15 protein-coding genes are annotated in these 14,668 nt (G+C 71.4%); 5 read left to right on the top strand and 10 right to left on the bottom strand.

From position 1 onward, the window contains the following. Window positions 1–84: 84 nt before the first annotated feature. The 3 genes from AB0M47_RS06460 (at window position 85) to AB0M47_RS06450 (ending at window position 4,032) form a co-directional block, all read left to right on the top strand. Entirely contained in the window at window positions 85–1,266 is a 1,182-nt protein-coding gene (locus AB0M47_RS06460) for a phosphotransferase (RefSeq protein WP_363409360.1), read from the top strand. 193 nt (window positions 1,267–1,459) lie between these two features. Beyond that, window positions 1,460–2,506, top strand: coding sequence for a tryptophan--tRNA ligase (gene trpS / locus AB0M47_RS06455; RefSeq protein ID WP_363409427.1), 1,047 nt, complete (start codon window positions 1,460–1,462; stop codon window positions 2,504–2,506). A 137-nt stretch (window positions 2,507–2,643) separates the two neighbouring features. Then, window positions 2,644–4,032 (top strand): alkaline phosphatase PhoX, encoded by a 1,389-nt coding sequence (locus AB0M47_RS06450; protein ID WP_363409357.1) that lies wholly within the window; start codon window positions 2,644–2,646, stop codon window positions 4,030–4,032. On the opposite strand, the gene AB0M47_RS06445 is transcribed toward AB0M47_RS06450, so the two are convergent. The 5 genes from AB0M47_RS06445 to AB0M47_RS06425 form a co-directional block, all read right to left on the bottom strand. After that, the gene (locus AB0M47_RS06445) at window positions 4,029–4,376 is read right to left on the bottom strand and encodes a hypothetical protein (RefSeq protein WP_363409354.1); all 348 of its coding nucleotides are present in this window, start codon (window positions 4,374–4,376) and stop codon (window positions 4,029–4,031) included. The two genes, AB0M47_RS06450 and AB0M47_RS06445, sit on opposite strands and share 4 nt — an antisense overlap. Window positions 4,377–4,455: 79 nt before the next feature. Then, window positions 4,456–4,671 (bottom strand): hypothetical protein, encoded by a 216-nt coding sequence (locus AB0M47_RS06440; RefSeq protein WP_363409351.1) that lies wholly within the window; start codon window positions 4,669–4,671, stop codon window positions 4,456–4,458. Further along, window positions 4,671–5,738: a LacI family DNA-binding transcriptional regulator gene (locus AB0M47_RS06435; protein ID WP_363409348.1), complete on the bottom strand. Its 1,068-nt coding sequence runs from the start codon at window positions 5,736–5,738 to the stop codon at window positions 4,671–4,673. The genes AB0M47_RS06440 and AB0M47_RS06435 overlap by 1 nt, the downstream gene beginning before the upstream one ends. 61 nt (window positions 5,739–5,799) lie before the next feature. After that, entirely contained in the window at window positions 5,800–8,067 is a 2,268-nt protein-coding gene (locus AB0M47_RS06430; RefSeq protein ID WP_363409345.1) for an HAD-IC family P-type ATPase, read from the bottom strand. A 186-nt stretch (window positions 8,068–8,253) separates the two neighbouring features. Then, on the bottom strand, window positions 8,254–8,451 hold the full coding sequence (locus AB0M47_RS06425; protein WP_363409342.1) for a hypothetical protein: 198 nt from the start codon (window positions 8,449–8,451) through the stop codon (window positions 8,254–8,256). A gap of 128 nt (window positions 8,452–8,579) precedes the next feature. On the opposite strand from AB0M47_RS06425, the gene AB0M47_RS06420 reads away from it, so the two are divergent. Then, on the top strand, window positions 8,580–9,482 hold the full coding sequence (locus tag AB0M47_RS06420; RefSeq protein ID WP_363409340.1) for an NADP-dependent oxidoreductase: 903 nt from the start codon (window positions 8,580–8,582) through the stop codon (window positions 9,480–9,482). A 252-nt stretch (window positions 9,483–9,734) separates the two neighbouring features. Here the strand turns inward: AB0M47_RS06420 and AB0M47_RS06415 are convergent, their stop codons facing one another. The 5 genes from AB0M47_RS06415 to AB0M47_RS06395 all read right to left on the bottom strand — a co-directional run bounded on the left by AB0M47_RS06415 (window position 9,735) and on the right by AB0M47_RS06395 (window position 14,072). After that, complete coding sequence (locus tag AB0M47_RS06415) at window positions 9,735–10,550, bottom strand: hypothetical protein (protein WP_363409424.1); 816 nt, start codon at window positions 10,548–10,550, stop codon at window positions 9,735–9,737. A 28-nt stretch (window positions 10,551–10,578) separates the two neighbouring features. Beyond that, window positions 10,579–11,058: a hypothetical protein gene (locus AB0M47_RS06410; protein ID WP_253752511.1), complete on the bottom strand. Its 480-nt coding sequence runs from the start codon at window positions 11,056–11,058 to the stop codon at window positions 10,579–10,581. Window positions 11,059–11,136: 78 nt separating this feature from the next. Next, the gene (locus AB0M47_RS06405; RefSeq protein WP_363409337.1) at window positions 11,137–12,075 is read right to left on the bottom strand and encodes a hypothetical protein; all 939 of its coding nucleotides are present in this window, start codon (window positions 12,073–12,075) and stop codon (window positions 11,137–11,139) included. Between the two features lie 131 nt (window positions 12,076–12,206). Beyond that, window positions 12,207–12,857 (bottom strand): alpha/beta hydrolase, encoded by a 651-nt coding sequence (locus AB0M47_RS06400; protein WP_363409334.1) that lies wholly within the window; start codon window positions 12,855–12,857, stop codon window positions 12,207–12,209. A 42-nt stretch (window positions 12,858–12,899) separates the two neighbouring features. Then, the gene (locus AB0M47_RS06395; protein WP_363409331.1) at window positions 12,900–14,072 is read right to left on the bottom strand and encodes a winged helix DNA-binding domain-containing protein; all 1,173 of its coding nucleotides are present in this window, start codon (window positions 14,070–14,072) and stop codon (window positions 12,900–12,902) included. 334 nt (window positions 14,073–14,406) lie between these two features. On the opposite strand from AB0M47_RS06395, the gene AB0M47_RS06390 reads away from it, so the two are divergent. Further along, window positions 14,407–14,664 carry a hypothetical protein gene (locus AB0M47_RS06390; protein ID WP_308197818.1) on the top strand — a complete coding sequence of 86 codons (258 nt, stop codon included), beginning with the start codon at window positions 14,407–14,409 and terminating at the stop codon, window positions 14,662–14,664. Window positions 14,665–14,668: the final 4 nt, after the last annotated feature.

Raw genomic sequence — 14,668 nt, 5'->3', positions numbered from 1 at the left:
ACATCCGACAGTAAGCGCAACAACCGCGCCAATACCGCGTTTCGCGAGAAATCCTCGACGGTGACAGCGACTACGATCATCTACGTGCCCCGTACAGTGACGCTGGCCCTCCTGGACGCCGACGGTGCCCTGCTGGGCGCTCTGCCGCCGGTCGAGGTCGAGGTGCCGTGGTGGCAGGAGACCGCGAGCGTGATCGCGGCCGTCCAGGAGCGCTTCGGCCTCGACGTCTCGGTCCTCCGGCTGCTGCACGCCCCGGAGCACTTCCCGGGCGGCGAGGTCACCTATCTGGCCCAGACGACCGACCAGCCGGCCGACCTGCCCGCCACCAGGGCTGTCGACGTCGATCTGAGCGATCACCCGTTGCGGCCGGACTACGCCAAGCCCGGCGGGCCGGACCGCAGTCTCGACTGGGCCGCCGAGCGGCTGCACGAGCTGGAGTTCGGGCCGATCGGCGCCGCGACCCAGATGCGTACCTGGAATCTGAGCGCGATCTGGCGGCTGGAGGCGGCCGCCGGGACGGTCTGGCTCAAGCAGGTCCCGGCGTTCTTCGCGCACGAGCCCGTGGTGCTGCGCTGGCTCGCGGCTGAGGGCTTCGGGCTGTCCGTGCCCATCCAGCTCGCCACCGACGGCAGCCGGATGCTGCTCGCCGAGCTGCCCGGGGTGGATCTCTACGCGGCCGGCCTCGGCGTCCGCGCGTCGATCGCCGCGACCCACCACCACATCCAGATCGAGGCGGCGGCGGAGGTCACCCGGCTCATCGGCCTCGGGGTCCCCGACCTCCGCGGCCCGCGCCTGACCGAGGTCGTCACCCGGGTCACCGACTGGTACGCCGAAAGCGATCCGGCGCTCGAAGCGCTCGTCGCGGGTCTGCCCGAGCGGTGGGCCGCGATCGACGAGTGCGGGCTGCCCGACACCCTCGTCCACGGGGATCTGCACCCCGGCAACGCCCGCGGCGACGAGGTCCACCAGGCGATCCTGGACTGGGGCGACTCGTTCGTCGGCCATCCGGGCTTCGACATCCTCCGGATGACCGAGCGCGTGACCGAGCCCGACGCGGCCGCGCTGATCGAGGCGTGGGCGACGCGCTGGCAGCACGCCGTGCCCGGCTGCGACCCGGTGAAGGCGATCGACCTGCTGCGCCCGGTGGCCGCGCTGCGCAACGCCGCCACGTACGCCCGGTTCCTGGCCAACATCGAGCCGTCCGAGCACCCGTACCACGCGGGGGACGTGCCGTTCTGGCTCGGGCAGGCGGCTCTCGCGGCTTGACCGATCCAGCTGCTATGGTTGATCACATGGACTCTCGCGTCCTCATTCTGTATCGATGGCGGCTGTCGACGTTCTCCAGCTGATCCGTCCGTACCACCCTTTTCTCTTTTTCCTTTTCCCGCGTGGCCCCACTGCGCCCGCGTGCCTCCGAAAGGCTTCTGCCATGTCTGAGAACGTCATGCCCGAAATCGTCATGCCCGCGAACGTCATGCTCACCGGCGACCGCCCGACCGGCAAACTCCACCTCGGGCACTACGTCGGCTCCATCGCCAACCGAGTCCGCCTGCAGCACGCGTACAACAGCTTCTTCATCATCGCGGACCTGCACATGCTGACGACCAAGAACAGCCGCGCGGACATCGAGCGGTCGGCCGGCAACGCGCGGGACATGGTGCTGGACATGCTCGCGGCGGGGATCGAGCCGGAGAGCGCGACCTTCTACCTGCAGTCGGCCATCCCCGAGGTCGGTGACCTGAACACGCTGTTCCAGAACCTCGTGACGGTGCCCCGGTTGGAGCGGGTGCCGTCGCTGAAGGACATGGCGCGCGACTCTGGCAAGGACGAGATGCCCTACGGCCTGCTCGGCTACCCGGTCCTCCAGGCGGCCGACATCCTATGTGTCAAGGCGACCGCCGTCCCGGTGGGCAAGGACAACGCGGCGCACGTCGAGGTCACCCGGGAGATCGCCCGGCGGTTCAACCACCTCTACGGCGACACGTTCCCGGTGCCGGAGCTGATCCACGCCGACGTCCCGACCCTGGTGGGCACGGACGGGCAGGCGAAGATGAGCAAGAGCATCGGCAACACGATCCTGCTGTCCGACGACGCCGCAGCGGTACGCCGTCGCGTCATGGGCATGTACACCGACCCGGATCGGGTGCGAGCCGACGTCCCGGGCAAGGTCGAGGGCAACCCGGTGTTCATCTACCACGACGCCTTCAACGACGACAAGGCGCAGGTCGAAGACCTGAAGGAGCGGTACCGCACCGGCCGGGTGGGCGACGTGGAGGTGAAGGAGAAGCTGGCCGCCGCGCTCAACCGGTTCCTGGACCCGATGCGCGAACGCCGCGCCAAGTACGCCGCCGAACCCGGCCTGGTCGACCAGTTGATCGTCGAGGGCACCGAGCGTACGCGGGAAGTGGTGCGGCAGACCGTCTTCGACGCGCGTAAGGCGATGGGGCTGACCTCCACGTTCCAGGCGATCCGCCGCAAGGCGCAGGCGACCACGAAGTCACGGTGACCTTGACGGTTCGGGGCGTGGCGAGTTCACGCCCCGAACCGGTGCCGCTGTTCTCCACCGTCAGCTTCACGCGCTGTTCATGTGGCTGTGAACCGTCGGTACCCCGGGTGCCGAGTCGCTGCTGGAACGTGACGGACGTGACTTCCTCCGTATCCCGCCGCGGCGTACTGCGGGCCTCCGCCGCGGGCGGCCTCGGGATCGCCCTGGCCGGCAGCATCCCCGCCATCGCCGGTCCGGCCGCGGCGCACGCACCCGCCGCGGGCTACGGACCTCTCGTACCCGACCCGGCCGGCCTGCTGGCGCTGCCCGCCGGATTCGCTTACACCGTCGTCGCGTACGCCGGCCAGACGCGGCTGGAGACCGGCCAGCTCACTCCGAGCGACGCCGATGGGACGGCGTTCTTCCGGGGTCATCGGGGTGCGGGCGCGCTGGTCAACAACCACGAGATCGGCGGCAGCGAACCGTTCCGCGTACCGGCGCTGGCCGGGCTCGCCTATGACCCCGGCGCGGGCGGCGGGACGACCACCATCGACGTCGACCACGACGGCAACCGGATCGGCGATTACGTCTCCCTCGCCGGGACGCACAACAACTGCGCCGGCGGGCGTACGCCCTGGAACACCTGGCTGACCTGCGAGGAGACCGAGCAGCGCAAGGGCGGGATCTTCCTGCGGGATCACGGCTACGTCTTCGAGGTCGACCCGTTCGACCGGGAGGCGAACTACGATCCGGTGCCGCTGAAGTTCCTCGGCCGCTACTCGCACGAGGCGGTCGCGGTGAACCCGCGCAACAACGAGATCTACCTGACCGAGGACGCCTCCGGCCCGCTCGGGCTCTACTTCCGCTGGAGGCCGCCGCGCGGATTCCGGGGCCGCAAAGGCGCGCTGCGCGAGCTGGCCCTCAGCGAGGGCGGTGCGACCGCGGGCCGGCTCCAGGCGATGCGGGCCCGCCACGGCAAGACGCACATCACCGATCTCTCCGCCGCGACCAGACCCGGTACGCGATACCAGGTGGACTGGGTGGACGTGCCGGACCGCGACGCCCGCACGACCTCGGTACGCCAGCAGTTCACCGACGACGAGGTGACCCGCAGCCGCAAGCTGGAAGGCGCGTGGTGGGGCGACGGCGGCGCGTATTTCGTCGCGAGCTACGCCCGGGCCGCCGACGGCAGCGTCAACGAGCACGACGGCCAGGTCTGGTTCTACGACCCCGAGGACGAGACGATCACGCTCAAGACGATCTTCGGCGTGAACCCCGATCCCAGTGCCGAGGGGAACTTCGACGGGCCGGACAACATCACGGTCTCCCCCTACGGCGGGGTCATCCTCGCCGAGGACGGCGAAGGTCTGTCGCACCTGGTCGGGGTGGACGAGCACGGCGCCGCCTTCGCGCTCGCCCGCAACGAGCTGAACGACAGCGAGTTCACCGGACCGACGTTCAGCCCGGACGGCCGGATCCTGTTCGCCAACATCCAGTCGCCCGGGATCGTCTTCGCCATCACCGGCCCGTGGGGCCGCGTCCGCTAAACCGGCTGCCGCTCCACGTCGGCGTCCTCGGCGAGGTCGGCGAAGGCCAGCTTCATCGGCGGACCGAGCTTCGCCGGCTGCCAACCGCGGGCCAGGGCTTCGCGGATGCTCGCGGCCACCATCGCCGGGCGTACCGCGCCGGTGGGATGGCCGAGCCAGTTACCGGGATGCGCCCACGGCATGGACACGACCAGGAGACCACCCGGTCCGGCGGCCGGCTCCGCCACGAAGATCAGCGGCGTCCAGCCGTTGCCCTGGCAGTAGGTGGGCCGACGGCGGACCGTCCAGCGGAACTGGACGCCGTCGACGACGATGCGCCGGGATCCCTTGCGGGCCACCGTCATTGCGCCTCCTACCAGCATGACCTAGGGACGATCAGCACCGTACGCGGCCGCCCGGCCGACCGCGACGGAATTCCGCGCCCTACAGGGCTGCTTGGCAGTCGTGGCGCGGCTCGACGCGGGTGGCCAGGCCGCGCAATCCGTTGGCGGCGGCCCGCCGGAGCCCGCCGAACCGGGGCTGCCGGGGCGTACGGATCCGTTGTGGACGGTCGGGGACGACGGGCGCGTCGGGCCGCGCCGAGGCGAGGTGTTCTTCGGTCTGCTGACGGGCGAGAATGAACGCAGCGGGGAACTGCATCAGGACCTCCTGGAAGAGACCGGGCCGGTCGAGGCCCGGACGATCAGTTCGGTGGGCAGCACGACCTGCCCGGTGGGCGGCGCGGATTCGGGGTCGAGCAACAGCTCCCCCGCGATCCGGCCGCGGTCGGCGGCGGGCTGGCGTACGGTCGTCAGCCCGGCGGTGGCGGCCTCGGGGATGTCGTCGAACCCGATCACCGAGATGTCCCGGCCCGGCACGAGCCCGCGCTGGGTCAGGGCGTCGAGCACGCCGAGCGCCAGCAGGTCGGTCAGCGCCACGATCGCCGTCGGCCGCTCTTCGCGATCCAACGTGTACGCAGCCGCAGCGGCCCCGTCCGCACGGGCGTTTCCGGCCGCGTTGATCGTGATGATCTCGTCGAACGGGACCCCGGCCTGGCCGAGCGCTTCGGCGTAGCCGCGCAGGCGTTCGCGGCTGACGTAGTAGGGCACCGCATCTGGATCGGTCAAGGAAACCGGATGATTCTCCCGTTCGGGGATCAACCAGTCGCTGACCACGGCGATCCGGCGGTGGCCGAGGCGGACCAGGTGCTCGCCGGCCGCCCGGGTCGCGGCGGCCTCGTCGATGCCGACGAACAGCCGGCCCTCGTCCCGGTGCTCACCGGTGACGATGGGCAGCCCCCGCGCCTCCGCCGCCGCCCAGGCGGCATGCCAGTCGGGGATGCAGTAGGAGCAGAAGCCGTCCACGACCGCGCTCTGCACCATCGACGCGGCAGTCTCCTCATTGCTCGCCGACAACGGGAGCAGCAGCAGCCCGGTGTCATGGCGTTGGGCCGCAGCGGCCAATCCGGCCAGGAACTGCACGGCGAACGGGTCGGTGAAGGCGAACCGCAGGTCGTCGGTGAACAGCACGCCGATCGCGCCCACCGTCCCGGTACGCAACGAGCGCGCGCCCGGGTGCGGGCCGGCGTACCCGAGGCGACGGGCGGTCGCCAGGATCTTGTCGCGCAGATGCGGGGACAGCTGATCCGGGCGGCTGTACGCGTTCGACACCGTGCTGCGGGAGACCCCCAGCTCGTCGGCGATCGTCTGCAACGTCGGCTTCACCACGGCTGCCCTTCTGCGATGCCTTCTGTATCGATCCAGTGCTCTCTGAATCGATACAGTACGCTCACCGCCGAAGCTTGGCAACCACCCAGGTCAATGCGGCCGAGGCCGCCACCGCGCAGAGCACGCCGATCCCGTCGTTGCTCAGATCGCCGACGGTCAAGGCGGCGATCTCGGCGATCGGCGGCACCAGGGCCACCAGCGCGAACGCCCCGGCCGAGGCGGCGAGCAGCCCGACCTTCCAGCCGTTCAAGGGGCGGGCGACGAGCAGCAGCACCCACCAGGCGACCAGGAACAGCGTCAGCGTCGCCGTCGACCGGTCGGCCTCCAGCGAGGTCCCGCCGACCGCCCGGGCGAGGGCGTACGCCACGAAGGTGGCCGTCGCGCAGGCGATCCCGGCCGGGATGGCGAACCGCAGTACGCGCGGCACGAAGCCGGGCCGGGCGCGTTCGTTCGACGGCGCCAGGGCCAGGAAGAAGCCGGGGATGCCGATGGTCAGCGACGCCACGAGGGTGACGTGCCGGGGCAGGAACGGAAAGGGCAGCTGAGCCACCCCGACCGCCAGCGCCAGCAGGATCGAGTACGCCGTCTTCGTGAGGAACAGGTTGGCGACGCGCTCGATGTTGGCCAGCACCCGGCGGCCCTCCCCGAGGACCGACGGCAGCACCGAGAAGTCGTCGTCGAGCAGCACCACCTTGGCCACCGCCCGGGTCGCGCCGCTGCCGGAGCCCATGCCGATGCCGAGGTCTGCCTCCTTCAGCGCGAGCGCGTCGTTGACCCCGTCACCGGTCATCGCGACGACGTGGCCCCGGCCTCGCAGCGCCTCGACGAACTCCCGCTTCTGTTGCGGCGTGACCCGGCCGAAGACCGCGTGCTGCTCGACGGCGGCCACCAGGTCGTCCCCGCCGGCCGGCAGCGTCCGGGCGTCGCAGGGATCCCCCGACCCCGGTACGCCCACCTGCCCGGCGATGGCCCCGACCGCCGCCGCATTGTCCCCGGAGATGACCTTCACGGTGACGTCCTGCTCGGCGAAGTACTTCAGCGTCGCCGGGGCGGCCGCCCGCAGTTTCTGTTCCAGCACGATCAGCGCCGCCGGCGTACGCCCGTCCGAAGAGGACAGCGACGGCGCGGTGGTCAGCACGAGCACCCGCAACCCCTGCGCGGCCAGCTCGCCGGCTCGCTCCGCAGTCGAGGAACCGGCCGGGAGCAGCACCTCCGGCGCACCGAGCAACCAGGCGCCCTGACCGTCGAAGTCCGCCCCCGAATATTTGCGCGCCGACGAGAAGGCCTGCTTCTCGCGTACCCGCCAGGACGGAGCTTGACCCACCGCCTCGCCGACGGCCTGCAGCGTGGCGTTGGGCCGTTCGTCCGCCTGGACCAGCGCGGACAGGACGGTACGCAGCCGGCCCTCGTCCTGGCCGTCGATCGGCTCGATGGTGCTCAGCCGCATGCCGGGCTCGGTGAGCGTGCCGGTCTTGTCGAGGCAGAGGGTGTCGACGCGCGCGAGCACCTCGACGGCGGGCAGTTCCTGGACCAGGCAGCGGCGGCGGCCCAGCCGGATCACCCCGACCGCGAACGCGACGCTGGTCATCAGCACGAGGCCTTCGGGAATCATCGGCACGACCCCGGCGACCGAGCCGATGACGGCCTCGGAGACGCTCGACCCCCGGGTGAACTGGGCGATCACCAGCAGCGCGCCCACCGGGATGATCACCCAGGTCAGCAGGCCCAGGAACCGGTTGATGCCCTGATACAGCTCCGACCGAGCCAGGCTGAACCGGCCCGCGTCGGCCGCGATCTTCGCCGCGTACGCGTCGTCGCCGACCTTCGTCGCCCGGAACGCGCCGGACCCGGCGACCGCGAAGCTGCCGGACAGGACGCGATCGCCGGTCGCCTTGTCCACGGGGTCCGACTCGCCGGTGAGCAGCGATTCGTCGATCTCCAGATGGTCGCTCTCGACCACCTCGCCGTCGACCGGGGCCTTCTCCCCCGTCGCGAGGAGCACGACGTCGTCCAGCACGACCTGCTCCGGCGGGACCTCGGCCTCCTTGCCGTCCCGGCGTACGCGCACCGGCGCCCGCCCGACGAGGGCCAGCTGGTCGAGGGTGCGCTTGGCCCGCAGCTCCTGGATCACGCCGACCGCGCTGTTGACCACGATGATGAGGCCGAACAGCGCGTCGATCGGCGACCCGAAGACCAGCACCAACGCGCACAACGCGCCGATCAGCGCGTTGAACCGGGTCAGGACGTTCGCCCGGACGATCTGCCCGACCGTGCGGCTGCCGCGACCCGCGACCCGGTTCACCCGGCCGTCAGCGGTCCGCTCAGCCACCTCCCGCCCCGTCAGCCCCGTCAGCCCCGTCAGCCCACCCAGCCCACTCCGCCCATCCTGCCCCGTCAGCCCACCCTGCCCACTCCGCCCATCCACGCCCCCATCCTGCGGCATCCCCGCCCCGATTCCGTTGATCATGGAGTTAACTGCGGTGTCGGCGGTGTGTCGCGACCGGAAACTCCATGATCAACGGTAGATCGGATCTCCCTGCGGCTCGGCGCTCGTCCGGTAGACCGGCTCCTCCCCGGGCTCGCGGAAGATCGGCGTGGCGGCGTCGGGCGTATCCCCGTCCGGCGGGGCCAGCGCGGCGACGGGCGCCTCGTCGTCCACCGCCTCCGCGGTGTTCTCGTCTTCTTCGATCGGCTCGATGGCATCGCGGCTCATGGCATACATCCCTTCTGCCGTCCTTCACCTCAATCTTGCACAGGTCCGGCCGCCTCGCGACCGACGTTGACCATGCTCGGCCGGGGCGCTTGACCTCAACCTTGGTTGAGAAGGCAGGCTGGGGAACCATGAGAGCAGTCGTCTTCGACCAGTTCGGCCCGCCTGATGTGCTCCGCATCGTGGAGTTGCCCGATCCGTCGGCCGGACCCGGCCAGCTGCGCGTACGCGTGCAGGCCGCCGGGGTGCAGCCGTTCGACGTCGGCGTGCGTACCGGGACGATGCCCTGGGTGCAGGCCGGCTTCCCGCAGCAGATCGGCCAGGAGTACGCCGGCATCGTCGACCAGGTTGGCGAAGGGGTCACCGGCTGGGCTGAGGGAGACGCAGTCCTCGGGTCGACCATGCTCAACGGCGTCGCCGAGTACGTCGTCGTCCCGGCGGAGAACGCCGTCCGCAAGCCCGCCGAGCTGGACTTCCCTAGCGCGGCCGCACTGGTCGCCGCGTCGCAGACCGCCTCCGGGGCGCTGCTGGAACTCAAGGTCGCCGCGGGCGAGACTCTGCTCGTGCACGCCGCCGCCGGATCGGTCGGCACCATCGCCGTCCAGCTGGCCCGGCTGGCCGGGGCGACCGTGGTCGGCACCGCCGGCCCCGCCAACCACGACTATCTGCGTACGCTCGGCGCGCTGCCCGTCGCGTACGGGGAGGGGTTGGTGGAGCGAGTCCGGGCGGTCGCACCGCAGGGCGTCGACGTGGCGCTCGACGCCGCCGGGCGAGGGGCGATCGCGGCCTCCGTCGAACTGGTCTCCGACCGGGATCGAATCGGCACCATCGTGGACGACGCGGCGGCGGCCGAATTCGGCACCCGGGTGGTCCGGGCCGGTCGCTCCCCACAACGGCTGGCCGAGGTGGTCGCCCTCGCCGCGGCGGGCAAGATCGTGCTGCCCGTCCGCGCGTACTCAGTGGACGATGTGGTCGCCGCCCACGAAGCGGTGGAGTCCGGCCACGGCCGAGGCAAGGTCGTGGTCACCCTCTAGCACCGGCCCCCGCAGCCCACACGAGCCACCGCTGCCCCGCCGACCTCACGAGCCGCTGCCCTGCTGACCTCGAAAGCCGCCGCCGGCCCACGCCGACCTCACGAGCCGCCGCCCCTGCAGATCACGGTTATGCATGCTTCCGACGCCGTAGATGGCATGCGTAACCGTGATCTGCATGAGGCAGCCGGCGCGAGCCTGCGAGCCGACGAGCAAGCGAGCCGGCGAGCCGACCAATGAGCCGACCTAGCAGCGTCACACTCGCGGCAGGCCGATCGGGTTGATCGCCGGGATGGACCGCGCCGCCGCCCGGGCGAGCGGGGTGAGCAGTTCGACGAGCCGGTCGGTCGAGCCGAGCGCGTGCCAGGGCCGCATCGCGGCCTCGTCGGTGAGCGCCTCGATCCGCCGGTACGCCTCGACCGCAGTGGTCGTAGCAGTCCCCGCCGACGTCAGCCAGCCCCGCTGATGCAGGCGGCCGATGGCGGACGCCCATTCCTCATCGGTCCAGCCTCGAGCCGGTTGCAGCGTCTCGCGGGACAGGTCGAGCCCGGAACGCCAGGCGAGCGCCTCGCAGCCGTCGAGTCCGGCCGTCACCAGGGCGGCCACGTGCCCGTCGCCGCGGTGCTCGCGCAGCACCGTCGCGGCCTGCCAGAGTCGGGCGTACGGGTCGTCCGGCATCGGCAGGGCGAGGTTGGCCGCGCCGAGGACGCGTCCGGCGGTGTCGGCTGCGAGCGCGGCCTGGCTGAGCAGCTCGGCCGCCTCGGCGATGTGCTCGGTGCCGACACCGGCCAGCAGGCCCCGAAGTGCCGCGACCGCTCCGGCCTGCCGTGCCTGCAGGGCGGCGGCCGGAGTGGCCCGGCTCCACACGTCGGGCAGAGCGCGGGCCACCGTCGTCGGGGCGAACCCGAAGAACGCCGCCACCACGGGGGCGGGGCCGACCGGGCCGAGCACGGCGGCCCGCCCGGCGAAGTAGCCCCGCCAGAATCCGCGCAGGCCGGCCGCCTCGAAGTGCTCGCGCGCCTCGGGCGCGAAGTAGGTCACCGCGTGGAGCGGTTCGAACAGTGTCCACATGCGACGCGCGAGATGCATGGCGCCGGCCCTAGTCGGCGTCCAGGGCGTGCTTGCGCCGCAGGTACTTCTCCCGGAACTCCAGCGGCACGAAGACCAGCGTGATCACGACGTCGGCGACGATCGCCCACAGGATGACCGTCCACGGGTCGAGGTGCGGCAGGCCGGCGCTCTCAGCCCAGCTCGTCTTGAGGCCGAGCGGCGGGAAGCCCTCCCAGAACAGGAACCACAGCAGCGGGCCGAGGCCGACGGCGAGCCCGTACGCCGTGTAGTGCCCGGCGTGCGAGAACCCGATGCCGAGCAGGACCGCCAGGATCAGGAAGACCACGACGGCGACGCGCTGGCCGCTCTGCGACGGGAAGCCGTCGGTGATCACCTCGCCGAGCGACTTGCCACTGTTGAGCACCTGCCGCCAGAAGACGGCGAGAAGCACGATCGCCCCGACGATGACGACGGCGAAGAGCAACCCCCGGAATATCTTCGCGCCGCCGCTGGTCTCTGTTTCGGACATGCCTTTGTTCTCCTCCCCTTGGGGGCCGGCACGAGGGTCCCGGCCCCGAACGCCGACACGGTACTGGAAAGAGTCCACTCAGGCAGCGCGTCGCTGAGTGCCGCCGCGGCGGGCCGCCGATGCGCCCACAGATCGTCTCATCGAAGTAGATGCGTTGCGACGCCCGGCCGAACCGAAGTCGGCGACCGAAGGGGTGACGTCGGCGTCGCACCCGGACGAGACCACATGCAGCTCATACGCGGTGTCGTCGAGTTCGGCCGCGCACTCGTGCCGCGTCGCCGCGAGGTCGTCGACCTCGCCCACGCCGGCCGCCGTGCGAACCGCGTACGCCGCGAGCCGCTGGGCGCTGTCGTTGATCCGATCCTGCCGGGCGCGGATCGCCGTGGCCTGGGCCGCCAGCGCCGCCCGCTCCCGGCGGCGTCCTTCCAGCCGCAGGTGCTCCGCCCGGCGACGCGCTTCGGCGGCGATGCCCCGTGCCCCGGAGACCAGGGCGGCGTCGGGGTTGATCGGCCGCGCCGCGACCTCCGCCCAGGCCGCGTGCGCGGCCCGCTGCCGCTCGTGCATCCGGTCGCGGCGGCGGGCCGCCTGCTGCGAGATGGACGCCAACGGCTGCCCGTCGGCATCGCACCACGCGGCCAGCAGGTTGAGGACCCGCTGCTCGACGCGAGCGGGCAGGTCGCCCGCGAGCGGTACGCCCCGCGCCGAACTGCCGTCCGGGTCGTGGTCGAGGGCGTGGACGACGTCCAGCGGAGTCCACCCGGCCTCGAAGAACCGGCTGAGGCGGCGGCGCAGCTCGGGCGGCTGCAACTCGCGCAGGCTCACCAATTCGTAGAGCAGCCAACGGACGGCCTGCTCCTGCGCGGCCCGCCCGACCGGCACCCGCGCGGGATCGATCGAGGAGTGGCCGAACGCCCAGTAGGGGTGGCACTCGGGACAGCGGCGTTCGCTGTCGCCCAGGTCGAACCTGCGCGTCTGCTGATCGCATCGGCCGCACCAAGGCGGCATCTCCATCGCCATGACCGGAACTCCCTGCTGTCTGTGGCAGCGGCTAGGGGTGAAGCACCTGTCATGGCCGACGATAACGGTGAGGTACGACAAAAACTCCGAGCGTTACCCGAACACGTGTCCCAACTGGACGTTCCGGCTGGTCAGAGATTCGCGAGCAGATCGGCCAGATCCGTCGGGCGGCTGTACATCGGCCAGTGGTCCCCCATCAGTTCGACCACATCGGCCCCCTGCAGCCGGGCGAAGAACGGATGGCCCGCCGCGACCATCCCGCGTACCTGATCGGCCGGGAAGGAACAGGTGACCAAGGTCTGCGGGAGGGTCGCGTACTCCGGCGTGTAGTGGACGCCTTGCGTCACCGAGGCGAACGGGTGCGGCCGCCCTTCGGCGCGCACCGCCTCCGGCACTCCGGCGGGCACCGGCACCAGGCCGTCGACCACCGACGCCCGGGTCTGCTCCTGCTCCTCCGGCGCGGTGGTGTCGAACTGCGACACCCCTTCCGGCAGCGGCCCACTGTCCACATAGACCACGCGGCCGATCCGGTCCGCGGCCTGCCCGGCCGCCGTCGACACCACCATGCCGCCGTAGCTGTGGCCGACCAGCACCACGTCCCGCAGATCGTTCTTCTCCAGGACCGCGATCACCTCGGCCACGTGCGCGTCCAGATCCGTGCCCGGCTCCAGGCTCAGATCCAACGGGTACGCCGAATGCCCGAGCGCGGTCAGCCGGCTCACCACGTCCCGCCAGGCCGAAGCGCCGAGCCACATGCCGGGGACCAGTACGAATGTCGTCATGTCTGCCACGCTAACCCCCATTGCGGACAGCTCCTGTCCCCATTAGGCGAGCAAAGTCCGTTCGAGATCGCTGTGGCGACGGCCGCGCGGCGCGATCCGCAGGTCCCCGAGCCAGCCCTGCAACCGGCCGACCGCCTGCTCGATCTCGGCGATCTTGGCCGCGCCCACGTCTTCGAGGAGCCGGAACACGATCTCGCCGTCCGACCGCTGCGCCCAGCCGCCGACGATGCGCCCGTCGCTCCACACCGTCGGGCCGACGTTGCCCGTCCGGTCGAACACCGCCCCGGAGTGCTCGCCGAGGTACCACTCCCGCGCCGACCAGCCCATCGGCGTCGGGTCGAGCGCGGGCAGCAGGGCGACCCACGGCTCCGGATCCGCGACCGGATCGACGTCCTCCGGCAGCACGAAACCGGCCTCGCCGTCGAGGTCCACTTCGACCGCGCCGATCGCGGCCAGCGTCTTGCGGGCCTGAGTGAGCGTCCAGCCGGCCCACCATTTGAGGTCGGCCGCGGGTGCCGGGCCGAACGCGGCCAGCCAGGTCCGGGCCAGCTCGGCGCGGGCCTGCTCCTCGGACACCTCCGGTACGCCGCCCGGCAGCCACTGCTGGATGGGCGACCAGGTCCACTGCGTGTTCGTCCACGTGCCCCCGCTGGGGCGGCCCCGAACGATCCGGCCCTCGGCGGCGAGCAGGAACAGGATCCAGGCAGTGATCGTCTGCTTGGCCTCATACGGTTTGCCGGGCGCGACGGTGATCTGCGTACGCAGTCTCGGCTCGTCGACGGACAGCTGCGCCGCCGTCGCCTCGCCGCGCGCGGCCAGCGCCGTCTCCGCGGCCCGTTCGAGTTCCGCCAGCCAAGCGGCGTCCCCCGCGCCCGCCTCGGTGATCAGCTTGACGTAGGTCTTCCGCGACTGCGCCGCCACCGCCAGCGCACAGGACCGCTGGATCGCCGGGACGAGGTCGACCGGGGCGACGAACAACGTACGCCGCATGCCGTGCAGGCGTAGAAGGGTGCGATCGGCGTACAACGCCTTGTCGAGGGCTTCCACGGTCAGGCCGGGATATCGGGCGAAGACCGACAGATACACCGTCGCCGGATCGGTGGCGTGCAGTACGCCCACCGCCCGCACCGCCTCGTCGATCGACGCCGCCGGGGTGCTGAGCCGGTGCCGCCGAGCCAGTCTCGCCCGCCGCTCGGCCACGGTGATCTTCCGCATGCCCCCGTTGATACCAGACGCCACCGACACCACCCCCGATTCGCCGTTGATCATGGGCTTTCCGGTCATGACACACCGACGACACCACAGTTAACTCCATGATCAACGGGGCGAGGTGCAGTAAAGACGGAGCGGAAGGGGGTATGCAGGAGGAATGGCGAAGGAAGAGAAGTCCGCCGCGCTCGACCGCCTCCTCGACCGCGCGTACCGCGACGGCGGCGAGAAGAGCACGGCCGAGCTGCGGGCGGAGGCGGAGCGGCAGCACGCCCCGTCCGGCCTGCTGGCCCGGCTCGACCTCGTGCCGGAGGGCCGGTACACCCGGGAGGGCCTGCTCATGGCGCTGCCGGAGGAGGACGCCGACCTGTGGCGCGATCCCGAGTCGTTGCCGTTGTCCGAGCTGGACCGGGCGCTCGCGACCTACTCCTCGGACGGTCAGGCCGACGATGTGACCGGGGAGGACGCCGGGGCCGAGGAGGAGTTCGGCGAGACGCCCTGGGCGCTGCAGGATCACGAGAAGGGCGATCCCGACCCCACCTCGGTGGAGGGCCGCCGGTTGCGTCCGTCGCCGGAGGGCCGCACCGGTCCGGGCTGATCGG

The organism is Hamadaea sp. NPDC051192 (assembly GCF_040682475.1).
Taxonomy (GTDB): Bacteria; Actinomycetota; Actinomycetes; order Mycobacteriales; family Micromonosporaceae; genus Hamadaea; species Hamadaea flava.
Note: the sequence above shows the minus strand (reverse complement) of the source record. Positions and strands in the feature narration are given on the sequence as shown.

Coding starts and splice junctions, on each gene's coding strand:
- AB0M47_RS06420 (WP_363409340.1), top strand. CDS start 8,580: ATGAGAGCAGTCGTCTTCGACCAGTTCGGCCCGCCTGATGTGCTCCGC.
- AB0M47_RS06410 (WP_253752511.1), bottom strand. CDS start 11,058: ATGTCCGAAACAGAGACCAGCGGCGGCGCGAAGATATTCCGGGGGTTG.
- AB0M47_RS06405 (WP_363409337.1), bottom strand. CDS start 12,075: ATGGCGATGGAGATGCCGCCTTGGTGCGGCCGATGCGATCAGCAGACG.
- AB0M47_RS06395 (WP_363409331.1), bottom strand. CDS start 14,072: ATGCGGAAGATCACCGTGGCCGAGCGGCGGGCGAGACTGGCTCGGCGG.
- trpS (WP_363409427.1), top strand. CDS start 1,460: ATGCCCGCGAACGTCATGCTCACCGGCGACCGCCCGACCGGCAAACTC.
- AB0M47_RS06400 (WP_363409334.1), bottom strand. CDS start 12,857: ATGACGACATTCGTACTGGTCCCCGGCATGTGGCTCGGCGCTTCGGCC.
- AB0M47_RS06415 (WP_363409424.1), bottom strand. CDS start 10,550: ATGTGGACACTGTTCGAACCGCTCCACGCGGTGACCTACTTCGCGCCC.
- AB0M47_RS06440 (WP_363409351.1), bottom strand. CDS start 4,671: ATGCAGTTCCCCGCTGCGTTCATTCTCGCCCGTCAGCAGACCGAAGAA.
- AB0M47_RS06425 (WP_363409342.1), bottom strand. CDS start 8,451: ATGAGCCGCGATGCCATCGAGCCGATCGAAGAAGACGAGAACACCGCG.
- AB0M47_RS06390 (WP_308197818.1), top strand. CDS start 14,407: ATGGCGCTGCCGGAGGAGGACGCCGACCTGTGGCGCGATCCCGAGTCG.
- AB0M47_RS06445 (WP_363409354.1), bottom strand. CDS start 4,376: ATGACGGTGGCCCGCAAGGGATCCCGGCGCATCGTCGTCGACGGCGTC.